The sequence below is a fragment of the Limnospira sp. genome, assembly GCF_051859755.1.
Classification (GTDB): Bacteria; Cyanobacteriota; Cyanobacteriia; order Cyanobacteriales; family Microcoleaceae; genus Limnospira; species Limnospira fusiformis.
The window spans coordinates 1-24,394 of the sequence record NZ_JBIMLI010000070.1 but is presented as its reverse complement, the minus strand read 5'-3'; the positions used below and the strand labels follow the sequence as shown (position 1 = coordinate 24,394).

Below are 24,394 nucleotides of genomic sequence, written 5' to 3'. Positions count from 1 at the left end.
GCAGTTTGATTCTCTCCATGATGCCATGGATTCTGTTCTCAAGGCTGCGTCCTAACCGTATTGACTAGTGCTATATCACCCTGGTAGGGTGCGTCAGAGGGATAACATATCGGGTTAACGGCCAATTTGGTTCATCTGACGCACCACCCATATCGTAGTCAAGAAACCGGGTTTCTCAGGGAAAACGGTGGGGCGGGTTTACCAAAACCTGGGTGGGGAATTGATAATTGACGGCAAAACCCGCCGCTACAATTAATAATTATCCATTATCAATTTAGCAAAGGAAAGCGCATCTAAGCGATCGCCTTTTAGAGAGTATAAGCGCACGAAATCATTAACCCAGTCTAGGATAGTTTGAGTGGTGAATTGGAAAGGAGAATATTTGAGAGACCGTTGGAGATGTTCAACCGCTGCGGCTGTGTCCCCGGTGGTGTAGGCGTGCCATGCTTGCCACGTTTGCGATCGATAGCGAAGCCTGTGGCTGAGGTTTTGTACCCCTTTTATCACCTCCTCACACTGGGCAAATTCATCGCTTATGGGGGCTGATATAGCCGGATGAAGGATGTTTATGGTTTCCCTAAGCATCCGTTCTTCCCGAAATAGTTGTTCGGCTCTCAGTTTACTCGCCTGTCCCATAGCTTGTCGGAGTTGAGGATTAACGGCCCATTCTTCGAGAGTGTGGGCGAGTTCCCGCGCCGTAGCTGCTGGGTCAACATTCGGGTTAGGTAACAGTTTCCCGGTTCCGCCTAAACCTTCAGGAATGCCACCGGCGGCGGAAGCGACAATAGGTAAACCCTTAGCCATAGCTTCCATAATGGCGAAGGAGGGGGCGGCTTCTGAATAGGAGGTTAACACAAAGATGTCACAGGCATCTAGCCAGTCGGGAACATCCCAGCGTTGACCTAGGAAAATCACCTTTTCGGCTACCCCTAGCTGTTGTGCCATTTCCCTAAGTTCGGGTTCTACATCACGATCGCTACCTTTTCCGGTTCCCGCCCATACCAGATATAGTTTTGACCAAATCGGGGAATTTTTCAAGTGGGCGATCGCTTCTAGTTGATGACGGTGACCTTTAATTGGGGCGAGTCGGGCTGAAGTAAAGCACATTACTGCATCTTCGGGAAGGCTAATTTCCTGGCGCAACCGTTTTCGCGCTTCTGGGTCGGGGGGGTTAAAGTATTTTGGCGATCGGCCATAATAAACCACATTGCCTTTATTTTCAGGTAATTTAAAATCCTGATGGAGAATGTTTAAATGTTCCCGCGCCGCCACATTTACCACCCGCGCCAAACCATATTGATAGCGCACAGCTTCTCGATATGGGATATCATCACCCATGGAAAAATCGGCGTGTTCACTCATGGCTAAACCTAGGGCGATCGCATAGGGAATTTTTTGTTCAATAGCCACCTGTTTAGCCGCAAAATGGGAATAGGGCCAGCCATCACTAAAGATAATAAAATCCGGCTTCAGTTGAGAATACAATTTTTCGTAATCTTGGCAATTTCTCAACACTCTAGCCAAATCTGAACTCGTACTGTAATCTAGCCAAAACTGTTGCACTCCCAAACTCCCCTCTTGTTCCACCAAAGGGCTAGTATGTTTTGGTCTAACTGCTGTGACTTGATAACCAATTTTAGCCAATTCACACATAATTAGATGATCATATTGTGCCAGTCCGCCAATACCCGGATCATCTGTATTGATTAAAATAATGTGTTGATTCATTAAAGCCGATTTCGATAAATTTAACTGTGATTTTTTGCGGAACCTTGAACCGCCGATAAATAATGTATAAATCTCTTGCCATTCTGGGATCTTAATCAGTTGCTCAATTAAAAACTTTTCTCCATACTCTTGTGAGATATTCTGAAAGGCATTTGTCCAGTGTAGTAAAGTATCCACCGGGGAAACATCACTATATTCTAAGGAATTTTGTAAACATTCTGCCATCAATTTAGGGTAGCCATCTCGATACATTCTCCATGCTAACCATATCCAGCGCTCATAGCGTTCTTTTCTTTCCAGTTTCCGGATAGATATGGGTAATTCCGGGCGGCGGAAAAACTCATTCATTAAGGCTTCCGTATTGCGGATTACTTTTTCCCCTCCAGACATCAAATTAGAATCATGTTGGCGGTAGCAGGCGTGCATTTTTTTCAGCCAAACGGTGCGACACCCCATTAAAGATAACCGCAGGACAAAATCTAGGTCTTCTGTGGGGGGATGGCGATGATCAAATCCTCCCACTTTTTCCCACCATTCACGCCGCATAATTAAGGCGCTAGGACGGACACATTTATATAAAACCCAGGTTTCTAAGTTCAAGACTGGGGCATTTTCCCAGGGTGTAACTTTGGCTAATATTTGCGAATTTTGGTCAACCACCATCCAGCCACTTTGGATTAAATCAATGGAGGGATTTTTCTGGAAATGGGCAACTTGTTCGGCGAGTTTTTCGGGAACAAAAAAGTCATCGCCATCTAAAAAAGCGAGAAATTCTCCCCGCGCTAAACTACAACCATAATTTCTGGCTTTGGCAGCCCCCTGGTTGGGTTGATAGTGATAGGAAATTACGTCTAAATATGGTTCGATAACCTGCCGGGTGTTGTCGGTGGAACCGTCATCAATTACGATGATTTCATAGTCTGTATAGGTTTGTTCCAGGGCGCTTCTGACACACAGTTCAATATAGCGATCGCAATTATAAGCGGGAATAATTACACTAACTTTAGGGGTGGTTTTGGGGAGGGTTTCTAAGAGGAGTTGTTGCCATTCTGGTTGTTGTCTAAAGCTGTGGGTATCCATTAATTCACCGTAGCCAGTACAATAACCTATAAAGCGATGTATCCAGTCAGAAACGGTGATAGGAAGGGTGTAGGGGCTATAGGAAAGCGATCGCCTTAGAAATTCTGCCATTTTGGTCGGATGACCAGTATAATAAAATCGCCAAGCCATCCAGGTTAATGATTCATAACGGGTCTGCCTCTCTAGTTGGCGGATAGAGTCGTCCAGGTCTGGTTGTTGGAAAAAGTTTTCTAGGACGGCATTAAAAGCCTCTAACTGTTTGGTAGGATCGGCAATAGACATGGCGCGATCGTGTTGGCGATAACCCACGGTCATCTGTTTTAACCAGGTAGCCTCACATCCCATTTTGGCTAGTCGCAGCACAAAGTCTACGTCGTCCGCACCGTCAAACCGCGAGTCAAAGCCTCCCGCCTTTTCCCACCACTCTCGCCGGAACATCATCGCACTGGGTAAAATGGGAGTATCAGTCAACCAGGTTTCTAGGGTGAGAGTTGGGACTTTATGCCAGGGTTCAATATTTGATTGGGGTGTACCGTCGGCACTAATAATTTGCCAACCACTGTTGACCAGTCCTACCCCAGGGTGAGAGTCGAAGCAGGCGACCTGGGCTGGCAATTTGTCCGCGAGGAAAATATCATCATGGTCTAATAGGGCGATTAATTCTCCCTTAGCGGCTGCTATACCGAGATTTCTGGCTGCTGCTATGCCACCATTAGTTTGGGATATACTGTGGATACGTGACCCGTAGGATTGGAGAATTTCTGGGGTGCTGTCGGTAGAGCCGTCATCGACTACAATAATTTCATAGTCCTGATAACTCTGGCTGAAAATGCTGTTGATGGCTTCGGCAATGTAGCGATCGGCATTGTAAGCGGGAATGATGACACTGACTCTGGGTTGGCGAGTAGTTGCTGACATGATTGGTCCTTGATCAAAAAAACAGAAGTTGATAGTCTCTAAGGGATTGGGGTATTGCTAGACTCAGATGAACTTAATCTCAGTATCGCCAAAATGGAGGAAATAATAGCATGGGCAAAAGAACATACATTAAAGACAAAAAATTGCTCAATACTACCCTGAAAAAGGATATTAAGTGGACTCCTACTAAAATCATTCTTGCGGCTTTGGGATTTCTGATTCCTTATGGGGGTTTTGTCTATTATAGTACATCAATTTCTCTGATTTTTACCGGGTTATTGATAGCTGGGCCAGTTATGGCTGGGGCTTTTTATGGTTTCATATATTTTGTGAACCGGGATCTATTCTAAGTGCCTCATCATTTAGGTGTTGAGAGTTGATAGTGCTGGCTGAGGATGGCCTATACAACTAAGGCATAAAGTTGGTCGAGTTTGGTTAAGTAATTAGTTATTTGTGAAGATGAGTTGATGTCTGTACCTAACCCGGAAGCGGAGGCTTTGAGTTTACACGAAAAGGCAGAAAACTATTTAGCTGAGGGAAAGCTGGAGAAGGCGATCGCTTTTTACCAAAAGGCGATCCAGCTAAACCCTCGTTTCTCCTGGTCTCACCATAAATTAGGGGATGCTTTCTCTCAACTGGAAAGGTGGGATGATGCTAGGTCGGCTTACCAAAAGGCGATCGCTGTTAATTCCGGCTTTTTTTGGTCTTATAATAATTTAGGAAATACTCTGATTAAACAGGGTGATTGGTCGGCAGCTATTGAAGTATATCAAAAAGCAATTTCTCTTGATACTAATTTTCCCTGGTGTTATTATAATTTAGGTAATGCTTACAGTTCTATAGGTGAATGGGAAAAGTCTATTGATGCCTATTTAACAGCTTGTCAACTTGATGATAATTTACCAGACCTTGATGAAAAGTTGGGTGATGCTTTGGCGGGATACTGTCAGGGAAATCTTGATAATATCATCGAACACTTAACTATTTTGCCATCCTTTCTGGATATCACAATTTATCAAAAATTAGCCGACAATTTAGCCAGAAAATATTATTGGTTAGCAGCCATTATATTATATCAAAAAGTGTTGGCTATTGAGCCAAAAAATCCAGAGATTTTACCCAAACTTAATCAGGCTTGGGAACGCCAACGGGAACTTGAACATCAGTTAAATATCCACAATCAGATTGTTAAACAGCATCCTGATAGTTATGATGCTTATTATCGCTTAGGCAATGCTTTATTTAAAGTGGGGAAATGGCATCAGGCTATTGAGGCTTATTTACGGTCTATGGAATTAAAGCCGAATTTACCTCCTTGGTTATATAAGGACTTGTGGACATTGATTAAAGCCGAAGGACGCTTAGGGGAAGTGGTGGATTTATATCAAAAAGCCATTGTTAAAAATCCCAAATCCTGCGAATTATATATTAATTTAGGAGAAGTTTTTGCCCAACAAGGCAACCTAAAAGCAGCGATAAATTGTAACGTTCAAGCCACAGCTATTAAGTTTAACCAGGAGTTAACCAACCCTCAATTATCCCCTAAATTTATCATTATTGGCACTCAAAAAGGGGGGACTACTTCCCTATATTATTATCTGGAAAAGCATCCACAAACGGCTTTATCTGTTATCAAAGAAATTGAGTTTTGGTCTCGGAAGTTTGACCGAGGTATAGACTGGTATTTGAGCCATTTTTGTACTATACCTAAAGCCGATAGGGTGATGACTGGGGAAGCGACACCTAGTTATTTGGACTGTCAGTCTGTAGCGGAACGTCTGTTTAACTGTTATCCTGACATGAAATTAATTGTAATGCTAAGAAATCCCATAGATAGGGCGATTTCTCATTACTATCATTGGGTTAATATTGGTTGGGAATCGCGAGATTTATCAACAGCGATCGCCTCAGAAATAAACCGATTTAAACAGGGTAATCGTCAGATTTGGGACTGTCCCCATAGTTATTTGGCACGTGGTATATATGTGGAATTTTTGAAACATTGGTTATCTATCTTCCCCAAAGATAATTTTCTGATTCTCAAAAGCGAGGATTTATATAATAGTCCAGACAATACTTTAAGGAGAGTACATCAGTTTTTGGGTTTAGCCGATTATTCATTAGAAACATATCCCAAATACAACTCTCGATTTTATCCTGATGTTGCTGAACTATGGCGCTATAAGTTGGGAGAATTTTACGAACCTTACAATCAAGCATTAGAGGACTTATTAGAGGTAAAATTTGGCTGGAATAGCGGTTAATGGCTGATTTTTAATCGATGTAAATAATTGGCAAAATTAGTATATAATTAGGGTGAGTATAGGGGTGAGTGAATAATATGGAGCGTGATTTTCAACTTCCGGGGGAATTAGTGAGTCTTCATCAACAGGCGATCGCCTATTTAGAAGAAGGGAAATTTGATGAGGCGATCGCTAACTGTCAACAAGTTATCCAACAGCAGCCAGAATGGGTTATGGCTTATAAAACTTTGGGGTTGGCTTTACAAAAAAGTAACCGCCTAGAAGCCGCAGAAAACGCCTATAAAAAAGCTATCAATCTCGACCCTAATTTGGTGGCTGCTTATGGAAATCTTGGCAGTCTTTACGCGCAACAGGAAAGGTGGGAAGAAGCGGAAGTAACCTTAAAGCAAGCCATCAGTATTGACCCTAATTTTCGGGGATTATATCGCAATTTAGCCAGAGTGTTAACCAAGATAGGACGACCGGAAGAAGCTCAAAGCTATTGGCAAAAGGGACTGAAATTAGATGCAATTTTAAAACAGCGAGGACAAGAGGAATTACAGATAGGAAATACCTTAGCTGAATCCGGGAAATGGTCAGAGGCGGTGTCAGCATTTCAAAAGGCGATCGCTTACCATCCTCAGTTATTTTTAGCCCACCATAAATTGGGGTTAGGTCTGATGCAATTAAATCAGCCAGCCGAGGCGGTGTCGGCTTTTGAGAAGGCGATCGCTATCCAACCAGATTTTAGTTGGTCTCATCACCATTTAGGAGAGGCTTTTCAGGTGTTAAATAAACCGGCTTTGGCGGTAGAGGCATTTCGGAAGGCGATCGCTATCAACCCAGATTTTTGTTGGTCTTATTATCAATTAGCCAAAGCTGCCACCCAACTCCAGCAGTGGGAAGATGTAGCAGATGCTTACCAAAAAGCCATTCAATTAAAGTCAGACTTTCTGGAGTTTTATTTAGGCTTATCTAAGGCATTATTTGAGTTAAAACGCTGGCAAGATTTGGTGAAATTATACCCCTCCATTTTATCACAACAGCCTGATTTTATCAAAAACTATTATTCCCTGGCAGAAACTTTAGTTGCTCAGGAATGTTGGGATGCTGCTTTCGTTATTTACGAGGCCATCATTGAACAAAACCCAAGTTTTTTAGAATCTCCTAATAATCGAGTTAATTGGGGTAAAATTTTAGTCAGCCAAAATCGTTATGAACAGGCGATATCTCAGTATCAAATTCTGGTTACTCAAAATCCTGATTGCGAATGGTTTTATGGATTCCTAGCAGATGCTTATTATCAAAATAAAGATTGGTTAACCGCCTTAGAAAATTATCAAAAAGCGATATCTATCAATAGTAATCAGGACTGTTTTTATTGTGGCTTGGGGAATTGCTTACACAAATTGGGTAATTTTGACCAAGCAATTGAGGCTTATAGAAAGGCTATTACCATCAAAAATTATCCTTGGTATTATGAAGAAATTATTAATGTATTGATGTCTCAGGAAAAGTGGGAAGATGCGCTGGAATTCTGTTTTGAGTCACTTAAAAATGACCCCAACCATTATCAATTTTACGACAAAATGAAGATAAACTTACTACACTTAGGAAGACATGAAGATGCTGAAAAATGCAATCATTTCCAATTACCTAATGATCTGCTTTCTAAATTCTGTAATTTACCAAGTCCAGACAAGTGGTTAGTCAATAGTAGAAGTTGTAGCAATGTTCAAACTATCGAGATATATCCATCGACTTCCGTGAATTTTAAACAGCCAACTACAGTTTCCAAGAGTTCTTTTAATTTCACAAGTCATCGAACTCAGCAACCATCCGGATCAGTGAAAATTTTTCCACAAGCTAGAGGCTTAAATACTTTAAATACTGGTCCGTTAAATTTGTTAAACACAATAATAACAGGGAATAATCAGGTTGTTCAAGATTTATCTTCCAACAACTCAGGAATTGCTTTAGCTGCTCATAATTTACCAGAGACCATACACTTAGAAGGAAATATTGCTTTTGTATCTGCTCTTTATGGACACAACTACTTTCATTGGATGGTCGAGGTAATACCTAGGTTACATCTGGTTTTAGCCAGCGGAGTACCCGTTGATAAAATTGTGGTTAATAAGTTTGGTCACAAATATGAGGATGAAACTTTAGCTATGTTTGATATTCCCGAACATCAAAAAATGTTTGGCTGTTTTCGTCACGTTCAAGCTGAGGTTTTGATAGTCCCATGTCGCACCTTGCCTACACCAAAATGGGCTTGTGATTTTGTCAAAGATTTAGTTTTAAAACATCCATCATTACTGGAAGAGGATAATCGATGCAATTACTCTAGTAAAATTTATATTAGTAGAGCTAATTCTTATTATCGCAAAGTTATCAATGAACAGGAGTTAATGGATATCCTCAAACCATTAGGTTTTGAAGTGGTCTATCTTGAAAATATGTCGGTGAAACAACAAGCATTGTGTTTACATCATGCGGAAGTGGTAATTTCTCCTCATGGTGCTGGGTTAACTAACTTAGTTTTCTGTGAACCTGGAACTAAAGTAATTGAGTTATTTCCTCCCGCAGACAGGACTCCTACCTGTTACTGGACTATGAGCGAAATTTGTCAATTAGATTATTATTACTTAGTGGGCGAATTTAATCCAGAATTACCCAAGGAAATAGGTAATGAGATCGATAGAAATCCAAATTTTTATATAGATATCAACAGTTTATTAAAAACTATGGAAATTGCTGATATAATTTAATTAGTTGTTTGAGTGAAAAAATTGCCGATGAGTTTATCGATGAATACCCCAGACCGTGCCGTTATATACCATAAACAAGCAATTGAACATCTCAAAGAAGGTAAATTAGAGGAAGCGATCGCCTGCTGTAATTTCGCCTTGGAAAGACAACCATATTGGCCAGATGGTTATAAAACTTTGGGACTGGCTTACCAGAAGCAAGGTAACTTTGAGCAAGCCTTAATTGCCTATACAAACGCATTAGAAATTAAACCAGATTTTGCTGAAGTTTACGGCAATTTGGGAAGTCTGTATGCCGAACATAAATTGTGGCAAGATGCAGTGCAAGCCTATGATGTCGCTTTGCGTCTTAATCCTGATTTGGTGGGGTTATATCGTAACCTGGCTCAATTATTAATTATGTTTGGAAAATATGAAGATGCTATCAGTTATTGTCAGCAAGCGATCGCTAAACAACCCGACTCATTTAAAGCCTATTATTTATTGGGAAATGCACTGAGTGGCTTAGAAAAATGGTCAGCAGCAGAAACGGCTTATCAGCGTGGTGCTGAACTTAATCCTCAATGCGATCGCATTCATGTAGACCTAGGGAATATGTTGGCTCAACAGGGAAATTGGCAACCCGCGATCGCTGCCTATCAAACAGCTATTAAAATTAACCCCAAAAATGAACTCGCTTATCATAAATTAGGAAATTCTTGGTTTCGCTTACAGGAACCAGAAAAAGCGATTTCTGTTTATAAAAAAGCCATGGAAATTAACCCACTAACTCCTTGGTCTCATCTCCCATTAGGGCGATCTTTGTTAGAGGTTGGTAAAGTTCAAGAAGCGATCGCTATTTGTTTTCGAGCAGTTGAATTAAACCCGAACTCCTACTGGGCTTATGAAAATTTGGGGGATGCTTTAAGCAGAAACCGACGTTTTTCCCAAGCCATTCCTATATATTTACAAGCCTTACAAAAAGTTCCTGAAGACAGGCCGGGAGTTAGTAAGAGTTTATATCGTCAATTGGGTTATGCGATCCGGGAACAGAGTCAAGCAGATGTAGATAAGGCTAGTCAGTGGTTATCGGAAATGATTAATCATCCACCGGATCACAATTGGCAAAAATTGGGTTTGACCAAACAAAACCCGGAACCCTATTTACAATTAGGAGAAATGTTAGCTAAAAATTATCAGTTTGAAGGAGCGATCGCCTTTCATAAACTCGCCTGTGAATGTCAACCTAAGAACGCTGAAATCCTGGAAAAATATCAGAATATTTGTCAACAATACCAAGAGTTTGAGGAAAAAATTAGCTCCCTACAACTTGCCACCCAAGAAGACTCTACCTCCCCTAAACCTTATACAGAACTGGGTAATTTATTATCTGAACATAACCGCCTAGATGAAGCTGCTAGTTATCACCGCACCGCCTTAAAACTCCGAGGATGGGATGTTAGCGAACAACGTAATTATCGATTTACCCGAGACTGGTTTAGTAGTAATATCCCCACCTGGGAAAAAAATTTACATCATCTGGCGGGTATTCCCGGCTTTCAAGCCTTAGAAGTTGGCAGTTTTCAGGGGATGTCAGCCTGTTGGCTGCTTGATTATATCCTGACTCATCCGACTGCGACAATTACTTGTATTGACCCATATTTTCAACCGGAATTTAATAGCAATATTGCTCAAACTAATGCAGGCGATCGCGTGATTAAAATAGTCGGATATTCTCAAAATATTCTGAATTCTCTGGCGGCTGATTACTATGACCTAATTTATATTGATGGTTGTCATTTGGCGACGGTAGCCTTCCGAGATGCTTTGCTCTCATGGCGACTTTTAAAGGTGGGAGGAATGGCGATTTTTGATGATTATAATGTTTCCGAAGAAGATGACCAAGAACAAGAAGCTAAACGGGGAATTAATCTATTTTTAGAAAAGGTGAAAGATTGGGTGGATATTATAGATGAGGGGTATCAATTATTTTTAGTGAAAACCGGAGATGGTTTCCAGCCTGGTGAATTGGAAATGTTGTTATCAGAAATTGATGGACCATTACAAGCCTATTATTAATCTCACTAAATTATTTATGGTATCTCTACCTCCGAAATTGTTAGCATTACAACTTCACCAGCAAGCTATTATGTACATTAATAATCGCGACTGGGAGTCGGCTATCCAAGCTGGTGAACAAGCCTTAAAACTCTACCCTGATTTAGCGATCGCCTGTAAAACTTTGGGGATAGCTTGGCAATGCAAAGGAGAGTTAACTGAGGCGGAAAAATGGTATAAACAAGCCTTAACAATTAAACCAAATTTTGCTGAAGTTTACTCTAATTTAGGTAGTTTATATGCGAAACAAAGCCAGTGGCAACCTGCTATTACAGCCTATAAAACTGCCCTAAAAATTAACCCTAATTTAGCCGGAGCTTATCGAAATTTGGCGAAAGTATGGACTGAGTTAGAGGATACCGATAATTTTATGAAATGTCAATATAAAGCTCTGCAATTAGAACCGGAGAAAGGGAGTGCTGATGATTATATAAAGTTAGGAAATCTGTTCCTAAAGTGCCGCCAATTTACTAAGGCGATCGCCTGTTATCGGCAAGCCATTAAATTATATCCTGATACCTCTGAAGCCTATCATAACTTAGGGGAAGTTTTGAAGGCATTAAAAAGACCGAAACAGGCAATTTTGTCTTATCAAAAAGCTCTGAAAGTTAATCCCCAGTCTACCATGACCTATCGTAGCTTAGAAAAAATCTTAATTGAGCATCACCAATGGGACGAACTCATTAAAGTTTATTCTCAACATTTAACCGTAGATTATAATTGCTTTGAAACCTATCGCAGTTTGGGTCAAATTTTGCGGCAACAAGGTCAAACTCAACAGGCTATGAATGCCTTTATTAAAGCCATTGAAATTAAACCTGATTTTTCTTGGTCTTATTGGAACTTATGGAATATTTTGGCTGAATATGAACAGCTAGACCAAGCTAGGGAAATTTTAGTAGCAGCCATTGACCGTTTTTCTGATTCTGAACAAGTTAAATTGAATTTGGGGGAACTTCTCAGCCATCAAAACAAGTTCCCGGAGGCTATGGTAGCATATCGGGATGCTGCTGCTCAAAAAATGCGGCGATCGCATCCTGAAATTATGGCGAAATCTGGAGATAAATCGTCTCCTATCCCACCTAATTTTATCATTATTGGCGCTCAAAAAGGTGGCACTACATCTCTGTATCGTTATTTAGAAGAACATCCTCAAATTGTAGGTTGTATCAAAAAAGAAACTCATTTTTGGGATAAGCATTTCGACAGAGGTTTAGATTGGTACTTATCCCACTTTCCTCCCAGTCTTGTCGAGCCTAATATTATCACTGGGGAAGCCACGCCAAATTATTTGGAATCCGCCAAAGTTCCTGAGCGTATATTTGAGGTATTTCCTGATATCAAATTAATTTTCTTACTGCGTAATCCCATCACGCGAGCCATATCTCAATATCACCATTGGGTAAGATTAATGCGCGAATATAGACCCTTAGAAATAGTGATGAAATCGGAGTTAAACCTAATTACAAGTAATTTAGAATCGGAGAGGAAACTAAGTCAATATCCCGGATATCTCTGGCGAGGATTATATCTACCATTTCTGGAAAAATGGATGTCGATTTTTCCCAGGGAACAGTTTTTAATTATCCGCAGTGAAGATTTTTATCAAAATCCGTCCCAAGTTTTTAATCGGGTTTTGGATTTTTTGGGATTACCTAGCTATGAACTATCTAACTATTGTTCCTATAACTCAGGACGTTATCCCCAAATCGAACCTTCAGTTTATAGTCAACTCCGAGATTACTTTTATCCTCATAATCAAAGATTACAGGATTTTTTAAATTTAGAGTTTGATTGGGATTAAATTAATGATGGACAATGATTGACATTTGGCAATTTTTGTGCTATATATATTAGCCATCAGTGGATGTTTTCAGCATCCTAGAAGTTTGAAAAAGATTTAAATTGATAATGCCATCCTCCGAAGAAATACTAGCATTACAGCTATATCAGCAGGCTAACACATATCTAGCCCAACAGCAATTTTCTGAGGCGATCGCTTCCTGTAAAACTGCCTTAGAATATCATCCTAACTTGGCTCCAGCATACAAAATTATCGGCACTGTTGAACAGCTACAAGGGGAGTTTGATCAGGCGGAAGCATCCTATAAAAAAGCCTTAGAAATCGAGCCAAATTTTGCCGAAGTTTACGCGAATCTTGGCAGCCTTTTTGCTCAAAAAAATGATTGGCAATCTGCGATTAACTGCTATGAAAAGGCTATCGAAATTAAACCGGATTTTGGCGGTGTTTATCGCAACTTAGCCAAAGTATTTGGGCAAATTAATCAGCAGGATAAAGCCAACTACTGTTGGTTAAAAGCTATCAATATTGAACCACAAAATGTTAACCTTCCTGAATATCTGGAGGTTGCCAAAGCACTGGATAATCAGGGAAAATTTCCCCAAGCGATCGCCATTTATGCTAAGGCGATGGCAATTTATCCAAACGTGGCAGAAATTTCCTATAATTTAGGGGAAACTTTCGTCAATTGTGAACAATGGGAATCAGCGATAAACGCCTATAAACAGGCTCTGGAAATTGACCCAGATTTGTATTATGTCTATAGTCGTTTGGGGGATGTTTTCACAGAACAGAAAAATTACCAGGATGCGATCGCCGCCTATCAAGAATGCCTTAAACTGAAGCCAGACATAGATTGGATAAATTTGAAGCTGGGGGAAATCTGCCAAAAACAAGGAGATATAAAACAAGCGATCGCCGCCTATCAAAAAGGCATAACTATCCAACCAAAATTAACATGGCCTTACTTAAAACTCTTAGAACTTTTGAACCACCTCGAATCATGGCAGGAAATTTTTAGTAACTATAAAGAACTCCTAAATAACCATCCAGATAAATCGGCGATAATTCACCAAAAACTAGCCGAGGCAGCCGTAAGATTCAAGAAATGGAATCAGGCGATTAAAAATTTCCAAAAAGCCCTAGAAATCGACCCAGAATGCTTTGATGCTTGTCTGCAATTAGCCCAGATATTTCTGCGCCAAGGAAAACCAATTAAGGCTATAGAAGCCTATATCAAAGCCGTAAATATTCGGCCTCATTTTTATTGGTCATATTGGAATCTGTGGAATTTATTATCCGAACACAATCAACTTGATATCGTCATTGAAATCTATCGCCAGAAACTCCAAGACTTTGCTGATTTTCATGTAGTTTCTATGAACCTGGGAGAGGCTTTAAGTCGTCAAGGAAATATCCAAGAAGCCATCACCCATTATCGAAATGCCAGCCACAAAAAACTGTTAAAAAATCGCCCAGAAATTGCTAGTCAATATTGGGACAATAACCATCCCATGCACCCGAATTTTTTAATTATTGGCACTCAAAAAGGCGGGACTACTTCCCTGTACAACTATTTAAGTAAACATCCGCAAGTATTACCCTGCATCAAAAAAGAAGTTTACTTTTGGGCTATGCTGTTTTATCGAGGTTTAGACTGGTATCTTTCCCATTTTCCCCACCTAGCGACCTCAGCAGAATTTATCACGGGAGAAGCCACCCCTCACTATTTAGAGATCCCAGAAGTTCCCCGCCGCGTCTGGGAAGTATTTCCGCGCATGAAACTGATTGTGTTATTGAGAAATCCGATAATCAGGAGTTTTTCACATTATTATCATTGGCAGAGATTAATGTGGGAAAAGAGGTCTTGGCAAGAGGCTTTTAGCACGGAATTAGAAATCATGTCTAACCTAGATCATATCGAATTTAATTCTCCCGGCTTACAAGGTGAAAATAAATACCTAGCCAGAGGCATATATATCAATTTTCTGGAAAATTGGATGTCAGTATTTCCCCGGCAGCAGTTTTTGATTATTCGTAGCGAAGACTTTTACGAACATCCCCAAGCCATTTTCAATCAGGTCTTAGAATTTTTGGAACTCTCCCCCCACCAACTCCATAAATATCACCCCTTCAACGCTGGAGAATATGAAGTCGATCGCCAAGATCCAGTTTTCCAGCAACTCCGGGAATTCTTCCGACCCCATAATCAGAAACTAGAGGAATTTTTAGGACGACAATTAAATTGGCATTGATAACCGTCCGAAAGCGCTATCCTTGAGGATAATATCAGCCCTATCCCAATTTCCTAAGCATAATGCGGTTGCAGCGCCAGTTTAATGGAAAAATCATCACCCTCGACACCAGAAACCCCATTGGGAGTGGTGGTGAGGGTCGCATCTACGTTGTTGCCAACGACCCCACCCTAGTAGCCAAAATCTACCATAACCCGACGGACGAAGACGCAGACAAACTAACCCTAATGTACAACGCCCCCCCTGCCAATTTAGACGTAATGCCGGGGATGACCTTAATAGCTTGGCCGATCGACCTGTTGCGGACTGTCGATAACCGCCCCCACATTGTTGGGTATCTAATGCCGCGAGTCACGGCGGCTGCACCCATCCACACATTTTACACCCCCAAAACCCGCCGGGAACAGAAACCCCTATTTAACTATCTCTACCTACACCGTACTGCGCGCAACCTAGCTGCCGCTTTTAACGATATTCACAGCGGAGGCTATGTAGTAGGAGATGTCAACGAATCCAATATTTTAGTCAGCGATACCGCCATTGTCACCCTAGTAGATACAGACTCCTTCCAAGTGCGCGACCCCTATACTGACCTGACGTTTCGCTGTCCGGTAGGAAAAGCGGAATTTACGCCGCCAGAATTGCAAAATCAGACTTTCCGAGATATCGATCGCACAGCAGAACACGATCGCTTTGGTTTAGCAGTGCTGATATTTCAACTACTAATGGAAGGAACACACCCCTTTTCTGGGGTATATCAAGGCAGTGGCGACCCCCCAGCCATAGAAGCGCGGATCAAAGCCGGTCATTTCGTCTATGGGAAAAAACCAGTCCCCTACCAACCGATGCCCTTAGCCCCCTCCTTCAAAACCCTTCACCCCAGCCTACAGGAACTATTTATCCGCTGTTTTGAAGACGGCCACAACTACCCCGAAAAACGCCCCCCAGCCATAGCTTGGACACAGGCGCTCAAGCAAGCAGAATCCGACCTAACCACCTGTACTAAGAATCGACAACACCGATACAGTAACCATCTCAAATCCTGTCCTTGGTGCGATCGCACCCGCCAACTAGGAGGACGCGATCCCTTTCCGTCCCGAGAGGCTGTGCGTTCCGGTCAACACCTAGAACCACTAAAAATCAAAAAGCGCCATCGTCTCACCCTCAACCCTAGAGTTACCCGTCCCCAACAACCATCGCGAGTCATCACCCCCACCACCAAAAGCCCCAGACGGGTCCTCAAACGTCCCCAACCTCCCGCCATTATCAGATCACCGCGCACATGGTTAGCAATTTGGCATATTACCGAAGGCGCAATAGTTGGGGGTGTTTGGGGAGTTACCTGTTTATCAGCGATCGTCGCCATAATTTTCGCCCTCTTTGGACCCACCAGCGGCATACTCGGAGCCATGATCGTCGGTAGCATTTGGGGCTGTTTTTTCGGTGCCACCGCCGGGTTATTCATACCCGAACCCATTACCGGACCTAGCAAAATCCCCGTCATCATTGGTGGTCTATGTGGAACCTTCATCGCCGCCGCCATAGCTGGAGTCGTTTTCGGCGCTTTAGAACAAGATGCCCTCATTGGTCAGGCGATTATGTGGGGCGCGTTTATGGGTATGGTGTGGGGTACCATCTGGAACCTCTTTAAACCCCCTCTATCGGTTCCCAAGGGCCGTGTACACGGTAAAAATGGCATGATTCTAGGTGCTATATGGGGAGCCTTTTTGGGTACAGCCATCGGTAGTCTTTTAGGAGCGATCGCCGTCCTCGCCATGGAATTAGACCAGCCTGGTAACTCCACCCCAGAGATCATCTCTCGCATTTGTGTCACAGCCATTGTCGCCGCCGGATTGGGTGCGTTGGGGGGGATTCTATCTGGTGCTACCTTTGGCACCATTGGCGGCGCACCACCCCTCCCCACTGCTATACGACTAGCCGGACGACGGGGAGCGTGGGTGGGTATGGTTTGGGGTAATTTCCTGGGAGTTATTACCGGCGCTTTTTTAGGAGCGATCGCATCTACCCTATTTCCTCAATTGCTGCAAACCAGCCCCCCAGACAACAGCATCCCCCTATTGTTAGGAGCCATTATCGTTTCCGCAGGGATTGGTTCAGCCTGGGGCATATTTTCCGGCATGATTTGGGGAGGACTCGGTAAATTTTGATCTGCGATTTTCCCCGGGAAGGATGCCAACGGTTATAACTCCATGATAAAGTCATCCGAAAAGACCATCACCCTTATACAAACATATCTGAATGCACATTGCTTGGCTTGGAAAAAAATCACCATTTTGCGGTAACGTTACCTACTCTCGGGAAGTAACCAATATGCTGCTTGACCGGGGATATCAGGTTAGCTTTATCCATTTTGCCCAAGAAACCACCCACCCCGAACGTCGAGAACAGTGGCCCCCAGAAAATGGACACTGGAAAATTACAGCCCAAGATTTCCAGTTTAGTAGCGATTCTCTCGGTGACACTCAGAGAACCAAAGAAGTGCCACTTCCCTGTCTCTATAAGTCTCAGATCTACACCATCCCTACCCTCAAATCTAGTAAGGTACTGATGCGGTCTCTGCAAGCATTAAAGCCTGATCTGGTTCATGCCTCCTTAACCCTGTCTCCCCTTGATTTCCTCCTCCCAGAAATTTGCGAAGAATTAAACTTACCCTTAGTAGCCACCTTTCACCCCCCTTTCGATCGCAAACTCCGCAACCTGACTTCTGGGACTCAGCATCTGATGTACCAGATTTATGCTCCCTTCCTGGCTAATTATCACCGGGTAATTGTCTTTTCTCAAATTCAGAAAGATTTACTGGTTAAACTCGGAGTCGCTGAACACAAAGTAGCCATTATTCCTAATGGCGTGGATGTCCAAAAATATTCTCCCGGAACCTCTCGCCTCAAATCTCAACTTCAAAGCGATCGGATTTTCGTCTATCAAGGACGCATCGCCACCGAAAAAAATGTCGAAGCCATGTTAAAAGGCTGGAAAAAAGCCCGCATGGGTGAAAACTGCCGCCTATTATTAGTAGGAGATGGACCCTTAGCCCCTTATCTGCAAGGCTTGTATGGCTTAGAAGACGGCATAATTTGGGCAGGTTTTATCGGCGATGAAGATAAGCGCATCGAAATTTTACGCGGCTCCGATGTGTTTATTTTACCCTCCTTAGTCGAAGGACTATCCTTATCTCTACTGGAAGCTATGGCCTGTGGTGTCGCCTGCATAGCCACCGATGCTGGTGCTGATGGTGAAGTCTTAGAAAATGGCGCGGGTGTCGTCTTAAAAACCCAAGGCGTTAGCAGTCAACTACAAACCTTATTACCTGTGTTTAGAGACCACCCTGAAATGGCAACTGTTTTAGGTAAAAAAGCCCGAAATAGAGTCCTAGAAAAATATACTTTAGATGAGAATATCACCCATATAGAAAGGTTATATATTGACGTAGTACAAGATGCTAAAATAGCGGTTAAACTGCATTTAAATTAGTCAAAAGTTATCTATATAATTAACCGCTAATTAACTGTTAATAACTAAGAGGTTCAATGTCTATCCATACTCCAGTTTTAGGGATATCTGGAAAAAACTCTACCCTCAGTTTAGGTAAACAACTCAAGCGGTCATCCATCAAAACCCCCGCCCCTTGCAACGTCAAAGCATCTAAACAAGCACCAGCCAAATTATCAATATCAGAATTGGTCCGATGATTACCAAACAAACGGATAGTCACCGCCGCCCGTCTGAGGGGAAATTTATTTGTTAAATTCCGTTCTGATATCTGGCGATACAATTCAACTTCCGCCCGGTTCCGCCACTCCCGATATCGAGGAGGTAAATAAGTCCCATTACTGGTAACCCGGGGACGCGCCTTCGGAACTACAGCACCCTCAATTACAAAGCTAATCAATTCCGTCTTGGGCGGTATTTCCTCCTCTGGGGGAACCGGGGTAAATTCTACATCAATAGGGGTATCATAGTCCTCTACCTCCTCTATGGGGGGTTCTACTTCCTCTATGGGGGGTTCTACTTCCTTCTGGGCTTCTGATTCCAAAGGTTTGGGTTGTGGTGCATATTCCCCAATACAAGCCGCCTCGATGCCTATTTCCACCCCCAGAAATCCTGGCCAAGTGCGAGCAATCTGCATATAAGTGTCAGCACTTTGGGCAGAAATATCAATCGACTCTAGCCAACCTTCCCAGTCAGTCGAGGTCAATTTGGTTTGTGCTTGTAGCAATAAAACTCCCGCATGGTAAGCCGGAACTAACGCCGTCTGGGGACTTCCTAGACACCGCTGATGTTCGTAGCTAATGGCACGCGCCAGATTTTCTAATTCAGAAATTTTCGGTTTCAGTTCAGTTAACACAATAATCTCAAGTCCACCTCATTAGTTATCAATTTTCCTCTACTAGGGGGTTCTCAGTACCCCATCCCCAGGTCAGTATCAGTAGTTTAACGGATTCACGCTACAGCTACCACGCCGAGCATTTCCTACCCCATATAAATAACAGGCTGTTTGGGAACTGTTAGTTCTAATCTAGCCTCCTGCATCTTACTTCAGTAGGAGAATTGGGGGTCATAAGGTCAGTGTCAATTGACAGAAGAGGAAAACTCACCGCCATGATTACCATTTTGGTCTAATAAATGATGATAGCCTTGATGCCACAAAGTTTGCTGAGGAATGCCAATTTTAATCCCTTCACGGTCGAAGGCTTCTTTGACCCGACACCGAAACTCTCGACCGACTTCCCACTGTTTCACAGGTTGAGTAGTAATCCAAATGCGGACCAATATTCCCCGATGACTCACGGCATCAACCCCCAAAACTTGGGGTAATTCTAAAATCAAATTCCGCCAATGGGGTTCCTGTAGCATTTCTTCTCCGACTTGTTTCATAACCTCCATGGCTTTGCGGATATCGGAATCATAGGCTACCTCAATAGTAAAATTAACTCGCGACCAATTTTTGGTCATATTTTCTACAATGGAAATACTGCCATTAGGAATGGTGATTAAATTGCCATCAAGATTGCGAATTTGGGTGATATAAAGATTTATATACTCGACCAAACCACTTTTATCTTCTACGGCAATTACATCACCGACGGCATATTGGTCACTCCACAAAATTAAACAGCCATTTAAGACATCTTTAATGGTACTCTGAAAGATGTAAGTTAAGGCAAAACCAATGACACCGACCCCGGTTAATATTTCATTCATCTGAATATTAAAAACTGAACTGAGAATGGTATTAAGGGTCAACAAAATGCCAACAAAGTAACTGGTAAATGATGCCAAACCTTTCAGGGCTGCCATATATGTGATTTGTCGTGACAGAAATCTTTGCTGCGAATTGGGATATTTAAACAGAGATTGGTTAACCCATTCTTGCAAGGAATATTCAATAGACAAATGGCTGATTTTAATGGAGGCAATGACAATGAGATAATAAACCAATAAAGAGAGGGGAACTCCCCCTAGGGCTACACCTATGGCGCGGGTGGCTGGATAGTAATATAAAAGATAGGCTAATCCCCCTAACCAAATAAAAATTTGTCCCCACTGAGTTACCTGCCGGAGGAATTGAATAACTTGCTTTTTTTGATTAGGAGAAAGATTGGGTAAACGACTCCAAATCTGATTAAATCCAAATTTAAACCGGGATTTAGGTATGATTTTAGGGTCAGAGTTGGGGTCAGCTTCAATAATATCTGTGGCGGTTTGAGATAAATTTTGGATGCGTTGATTTTCTCGGTCAATGATTTTCTGGACTTGCCATAATATCCAGCTACTCAGGATGATTATCCCCAAAAATAGGAGGGTAAAGGGAAGTTTGCGATTCCAGAAATACTGTTGAAAGGCGCGGCGTTCTGAGATGGAACGGTACAATTCTTGATAGATGGTATCTCGCCACTGTTTAGCGATCGCTTTTTTAGATTGTCCTTGATGAAGGGAGTCAAAATCAGTAATTGTGATGATCACCTGATCCTGTATTTGCGGTTGTTCAGGAGCATACACGACAGTTTCATCATTGCGGATACCCACTTCAATTCGGAGGGTGTCGGGATTTTCTACCGCCGCCACAATGGACATCAAAATTTTTTCAATGCGTTGAACTCTCTGCTGAACGTCAAAATCTTGAGGATGATCTGGGGAGATAGTCGGTTGAGAAGTGACTTCAAGGATGCTGCGATTATCGAGTCTAACCGGGGCACAAAATAAGTTAGCACAGGCTCTAGCTCGAATCCGAGGGTTACTGACTCTCGTGATATCCTGAAATGTGGGAAGGGGTGGCAATTGTGCGATCGCTGCAGTTCCCCAAGGGGCGAACATCCCCACGGCTAATAAACCGATCGCAAAACATTTAATTACTCGATGAAACCTATAAAATTTGCCTTTCATCATATAGCCGATAGCACCTCAAGAGAGTCAGGACAAGACAAAACTCTGATATTATAGCGCTTGCTAATTTTATGTTAAGCCCCTAAGCTGACAACAGGCTGAAAGGAATATCTCAAAAGGCATAGCTGATTAGTGGTCCTGGGGGTGGGCTGGCTGGTGATCTGGGGGTCTCCCAAATGCACCCATGATACATCCCCAGATTGATCGGTGTTGACAGACCGGGAATCTAGTAATCTTAGGCACGGTGGTATGTCAAAATGAAATATTGGTCGAGGAGCTGTGATTTTGCGATCGTCGGGTGTTCAAACTTCCCGATTAAGCCAAAACCTGCTAAACCCTAGCCAGTAGAGAATTTTAGACACTAGCCTTAAAAATCAACAGAGTTCTGACAATCCCAATGATTGAACGCTATACCTTACCCGAAATGGGTTCGCTGTGGACAGACAACTATAAGCTAAAAACGTGGCTACAGGTGGAAATTGCCGCCTGTGAAGCCCAAGCCGAACTCGGCTATATTCCAGAGTCAGCCGTGGAGGAAATTCAAGCCAAAGCCAATTTTGACCTAGCGCGCGTCCTAGAAATTGAAGCCCAAGTGCGCCATGATGTGATTGCCTTTCTTACCAATGTTAACGAATATGTTGGGGATGCTGGACGCTACATTCACCTAGGGTTAACCAGTTCCGACGTTTTAGACACAGCCCTAGCTTTGCAACTGGTAGCTAGTACGGATTTACTTCTCGAACAGGTAGAGACCCTAGCCCAAGCCATTCGCTATCAGGCGCAACAGCATCGAAATACCGTGATGATTGGTCGATCGCATGGTATTCACGCCGAACCCATCACCTTTGGCTTTAAACTAGCCGGATGGTTAGCCGAAGTCTGTCGCAACCGGGAACGTCTGGTACGTCTGCGACAACAAATCGCTGTAGGTAAGATTTCCGGGGCGGTGGGAACCTATGCTAATGTTGATCCGAGGGTAGAGGCGATCGCCTGTCAAAAACTGGGACTGCAACCCGACACCGCCTCAACTCAGGTAATTTCCCGAGATATTCATGCTGAATATGTGCAAACCCTCGCCTTGCTGGCTGCTTCCATTGAGAGATTTGCCGTAGAAATCCGCAATCTGCAACGTACAGACGTTTTAGAAGTAGAGGAATTTTTCGCACGGGGTCAAAAAGGCTCATCTGCTATGCCTCACAAACGCAACCCTATCCGTAGCGAACGCCTCACCGGACTAGCCCGCATTGTGCGTGGTCATGCGATCGCCGCCTTAGAAAATGTAGCCCTATGGCATGAACGGGATATTTCCCATAGTTCTGTCGAACGCATGATTTTACCCGATGCTTCCATTATTACCCATTTCATGTTAGTAGAAATCACAGATTTGGTGAAAAATCTTCTGGTTTATCCTGACAACATGAAGCGGAATATGAACCTCTATGGTGGCGTAGTCTTCAGCCAGCGCGTCTTACTTACCCTAGTGGAAAAAGGCATGAGTCGGGAGGACGCTTATCGCATTGTTCAATCCTGCGCTCATCAGGCTTGGAATACTCCCGACGGGGATTTTCATCAATTAATTACCCAAGACTCTGCTATCCAGTCTTACCTATCCCCAGATGAAATTGAATCCTGTTTTCAGGCTGAACATCACCTTAAACATTTAGATGACATCTATCAAAGATTAAGCATCTAAATCCTCTGGCTCAGGGAATTTACTCTCAGTATCAATAGTCAATACTTAGTTAATAATTCCCTGCCGATGAAATTTATCTAAATTGAACTGCCAAAAATCTTGACAATAAAGAGGTAATATGCTAAGAAAAACTGCGTTAGTTATCATTACATTTGTTCTGGTATTTTGGTCATGTAACTTGTGGGCAGAACCAGCTTACAGCCTGCCTTTAATCGCTCAAACACCTCCCCCTAACCTCATTACAGATTATAGCCAAGTTTCAGCAGCTAATCGACTGGTAGATATTCAATCTGTCAATCGCAATATTCGCTTAGATATTCGCTATGCAACCCCCAATAATTTTGTCAACCGAACCCTTTACCCTGTGTCTCGATGCCTACTCCGTCGTCCCTTCGCCCAGAGACTTTCCGATGTACAAAAAGACCTAGAAACCATGGGATTAGGGTTAATGGTTTATGATTGTTATCGCCCTTGGTCTGTGACTTGGCAAATGTGGCAAATTCTCCCAGATTCCCGTTATGTAGGTAATCCGGCGCGGGGTTCCCGTCACAATCGCGGCGCGGCGGTTGATTTGACTCTAGTAGATTTGAGAACTGGTCAACCTCTGGAAATGCCTACAGATTACGATGATTTTACCGAGAAAGCCTGGAGAGATTACACAGGCAATGAACCCCAAGTCCGTCGCAATAGCAACTTATTAGAGTTGAAAATGAAACAATATGGCTTTGAACCCTTAATGACTGAATGGTGGCATTTTGATGCTCAAGGCTGGGAAAGGTATGGTTTACTTAATGTCAGTCTTGACCGAGTACCTTAAAAGTAAAAATACCCCTGATAGTTCAGGGGTATTTTGTCCATTACCGGGAAGTGAGACTATCAGGAATGTGGAGTTTATATAGTTTTAATAGACCCAAAACAATTAAGATTTGTAGGCTCCAGTGTGCAAAGGCGAAACCCCATATAAAACAAACAATTCCGGTTAATCCTGCCAAAACAAAGGGAATATCTTCGGATGTTTGCATATACACCAAAAGAGAGCCAAATGTTAATATAAGTAGTGCTAGATACACTGATGGCATAATTTCTACCTCCAGGGGGATGCAGGGTTTGGGCTACAACATCAAGCCTAATGGGAAAATATGAAGATCCCGTGAATAACGCCAAACTCTTTACAGAGCTTTACCTGGCTGCGATGGTAGAGTTCCCTAGCATCGGGTCAGCGACCGGACTATTTCTATTCTACATTCAAACTTTCAACAGTAAAAAGCCCCGCTTGACCAACAAATCAGCGGGGCTTTTTCCCAATAACACATCTATAGCACAAGACAGGAAAGTTAGGACGTATAATGGAGAGGACGAGATGACTAAGAAGACCCAAAATGCCAGCCCCCTATAGTTAC

14 protein-coding genes are annotated in these 24,394 nt (G+C 42.6%); 10 read left to right on the top strand and 4 right to left on the bottom strand.

Translation table 11 applies throughout. From position 1 onward, the window contains the following. Nucleotides 1-252: 252 nt before the first annotated feature. Nucleotides 253-3,726 carry a glycosyltransferase gene (locus ACTIE0_RS13585; RefSeq protein ID WP_006668123.1) on the bottom strand — a complete coding sequence of 1,158 codons (3,474 nt, stop codon included), beginning with the start codon at nt 3,724-3,726 and terminating at the stop codon, nt 253-255. Between the two features lie 110 nt (nt 3,727-3,836). Between ACTIE0_RS13585 and ACTIE0_RS13580 the strand changes: the two genes are divergently transcribed. From ACTIE0_RS13580 to ACTIE0_RS13545, 8 genes are all read left to right on the top strand, one after another. Further along, the gene (locus tag ACTIE0_RS13580) at nt 3,837-4,076 is read left to right on the top strand and encodes a hypothetical protein (protein ID WP_006620941.1); all 240 of its coding nucleotides are present in this window, start codon (nt 3,837-3,839) and stop codon (nt 4,074-4,076) included. Between the two features lie 117 nt (nt 4,077-4,193). Then, nucleotides 4,194-5,990, top strand: a complete 1,797-nt coding sequence (locus tag ACTIE0_RS13575) for a tetratricopeptide repeat-containing sulfotransferase family protein (protein WP_006668124.1) — start codon at nt 4,194-4,196, stop codon at nt 5,988-5,990. A 77-nt stretch (nt 5,991-6,067) separates the two neighbouring features. After that, nucleotides 6,068-8,743, top strand: coding sequence for a tetratricopeptide repeat protein (locus ACTIE0_RS13570; RefSeq protein ID WP_006668125.1), 2,676 nt, complete (start codon nt 6,068-6,070; stop codon nt 8,741-8,743). A gap of 27 nt (nt 8,744-8,770) precedes the next feature. Continuing rightward, a complete protein-coding gene (locus tag ACTIE0_RS13565; RefSeq protein ID WP_439516918.1) occupies nt 8,771-10,801 on the top strand; it encodes a tetratricopeptide repeat protein in 2,031 nt (676 codons plus the stop codon). A gap of 16 nt (nt 10,802-10,817) precedes the next feature. Continuing rightward, nucleotides 10,818-12,644, top strand: a complete 1,827-nt coding sequence (locus tag ACTIE0_RS13560; RefSeq protein WP_039932111.1) for a tetratricopeptide repeat-containing sulfotransferase family protein — start codon at nt 10,818-10,820, stop codon at nt 12,642-12,644. Between the two features lie 107 nt (nt 12,645-12,751). Then, nucleotides 12,752-14,896, top strand: a complete 2,145-nt coding sequence (locus tag ACTIE0_RS13555; protein WP_006668128.1) for a tetratricopeptide repeat-containing sulfotransferase family protein — start codon at nt 12,752-12,754, stop codon at nt 14,894-14,896. A 62-nt stretch (nt 14,897-14,958) separates the two neighbouring features. After that, entirely contained in the window at nt 14,959-17,064 is a 2,106-nt protein-coding gene (locus tag ACTIE0_RS13550) for a hypothetical protein (RefSeq protein ID WP_006668129.1), read from the top strand. A 91-nt stretch (nt 17,065-17,155) separates the two neighbouring features. Further along, entirely contained in the window at nt 17,156-18,388 is a 1,233-nt protein-coding gene (locus ACTIE0_RS13545; RefSeq protein WP_006668130.1) for a glycosyltransferase family 4 protein, read from the top strand. 37 nt (nt 18,389-18,425) lie between these two features. On the opposite strand, the gene ACTIE0_RS13540 is transcribed toward ACTIE0_RS13545, so the two are convergent. Together ACTIE0_RS13540 and ACTIE0_RS13535 are read right to left on the bottom strand one after the other, a co-directional pair. Next, nucleotides 18,426-19,262, bottom strand: coding sequence for a RusA family crossover junction endodeoxyribonuclease (locus tag ACTIE0_RS13540; RefSeq protein WP_006668131.1), 837 nt, complete (start codon nt 19,260-19,262; stop codon nt 18,426-18,428). 224 nt (nt 19,263-19,486) lie between these two features. Next, complete coding sequence (locus ACTIE0_RS13535) at nt 19,487-21,304, bottom strand: mechanosensitive ion channel family protein (protein ID WP_006620951.1); 1,818 nt, start codon at nt 21,302-21,304, stop codon at nt 19,487-19,489. A 394-nt stretch (nt 21,305-21,698) separates the two neighbouring features. Between ACTIE0_RS13535 and purB the strand changes: the two genes are divergently transcribed. Next, nucleotides 21,699-22,994: an adenylosuccinate lyase gene (purB, locus tag ACTIE0_RS13530; RefSeq protein WP_006620952.1), complete on the top strand. Its 1,296-nt coding sequence runs from the start codon at nt 21,699-21,701 to the stop codon at nt 22,992-22,994. A 118-nt stretch (nt 22,995-23,112) separates the two neighbouring features. After that, on the top strand, nt 23,113-23,811 hold the full coding sequence (locus ACTIE0_RS13525) for a M15 family metallopeptidase (protein ID WP_006668132.1): 699 nt from the start codon (nt 23,113-23,115) through the stop codon (nt 23,809-23,811). A 40-nt stretch (nt 23,812-23,851) separates the two neighbouring features. Here the strand turns inward: ACTIE0_RS13525 and ACTIE0_RS13520 are convergent, their stop codons facing one another. After that, nucleotides 23,852-24,073, bottom strand: coding sequence for a hypothetical protein (locus tag ACTIE0_RS13520; protein WP_006668133.1), 222 nt, complete (start codon nt 24,071-24,073; stop codon nt 23,852-23,854). Nucleotides 24,074-24,394 lie beyond the last annotated feature (321 nt).

Bases quoted from the DNA above. Each gene is read 5' to 3' on its own strand.
- ACTIE0_RS13585 (WP_006668123.1), bottom strand. From the start codon at position 3,726: ATGTCAGCAACTACTCGCCAACCCAGAGTCAGTGTCATCATTCCCGCT.
- ACTIE0_RS13580 (WP_006620941.1), top strand. From the start codon at position 3,837: ATGGGCAAAAGAACATACATTAAAGACAAAAAATTGCTCAATACTACC.
- ACTIE0_RS13575 (WP_006668124.1), top strand. From the start codon at position 4,194: ATGTCTGTACCTAACCCGGAAGCGGAGGCTTTGAGTTTACACGAAAAG.
- ACTIE0_RS13570 (WP_006668125.1), top strand. From the start codon at position 6,068: ATGGAGCGTGATTTTCAACTTCCGGGGGAATTAGTGAGTCTTCATCAA.
- ACTIE0_RS13565 (WP_439516918.1), top strand. From the start codon at position 8,771: ATGAGTTTATCGATGAATACCCCAGACCGTGCCGTTATATACCATAAA.
- ACTIE0_RS13560 (WP_039932111.1), top strand. From the start codon at position 10,818: ATGGTATCTCTACCTCCGAAATTGTTAGCATTACAACTTCACCAGCAA.
- ACTIE0_RS13555 (WP_006668128.1), top strand. From the start codon at position 12,752: ATGCCATCCTCCGAAGAAATACTAGCATTACAGCTATATCAGCAGGCT.
- ACTIE0_RS13550 (WP_006668129.1), top strand. From the start codon at position 14,959: ATGCGGTTGCAGCGCCAGTTTAATGGAAAAATCATCACCCTCGACACC.
- ACTIE0_RS13545 (WP_006668130.1), top strand. From the start codon at position 17,156: ATGCACATTGCTTGGCTTGGAAAAAAATCACCATTTTGCGGTAACGTT.
- ACTIE0_RS13535 (WP_006620951.1), bottom strand. From the start codon at position 21,304: ATGATGAAAGGCAAATTTTATAGGTTTCATCGAGTAATTAAATGTTTT.
- purB (WP_006620952.1), top strand. From the start codon at position 21,699: ATGATTGAACGCTATACCTTACCCGAAATGGGTTCGCTGTGGACAGAC.
- ACTIE0_RS13525 (WP_006668132.1), top strand. From the start codon at position 23,113: ATGCTAAGAAAAACTGCGTTAGTTATCATTACATTTGTTCTGGTATTT.
- ACTIE0_RS13520 (WP_006668133.1), bottom strand. From the start codon at position 24,073: ATGCCATCAGTGTATCTAGCACTACTTATATTAACATTTGGCTCTCTT.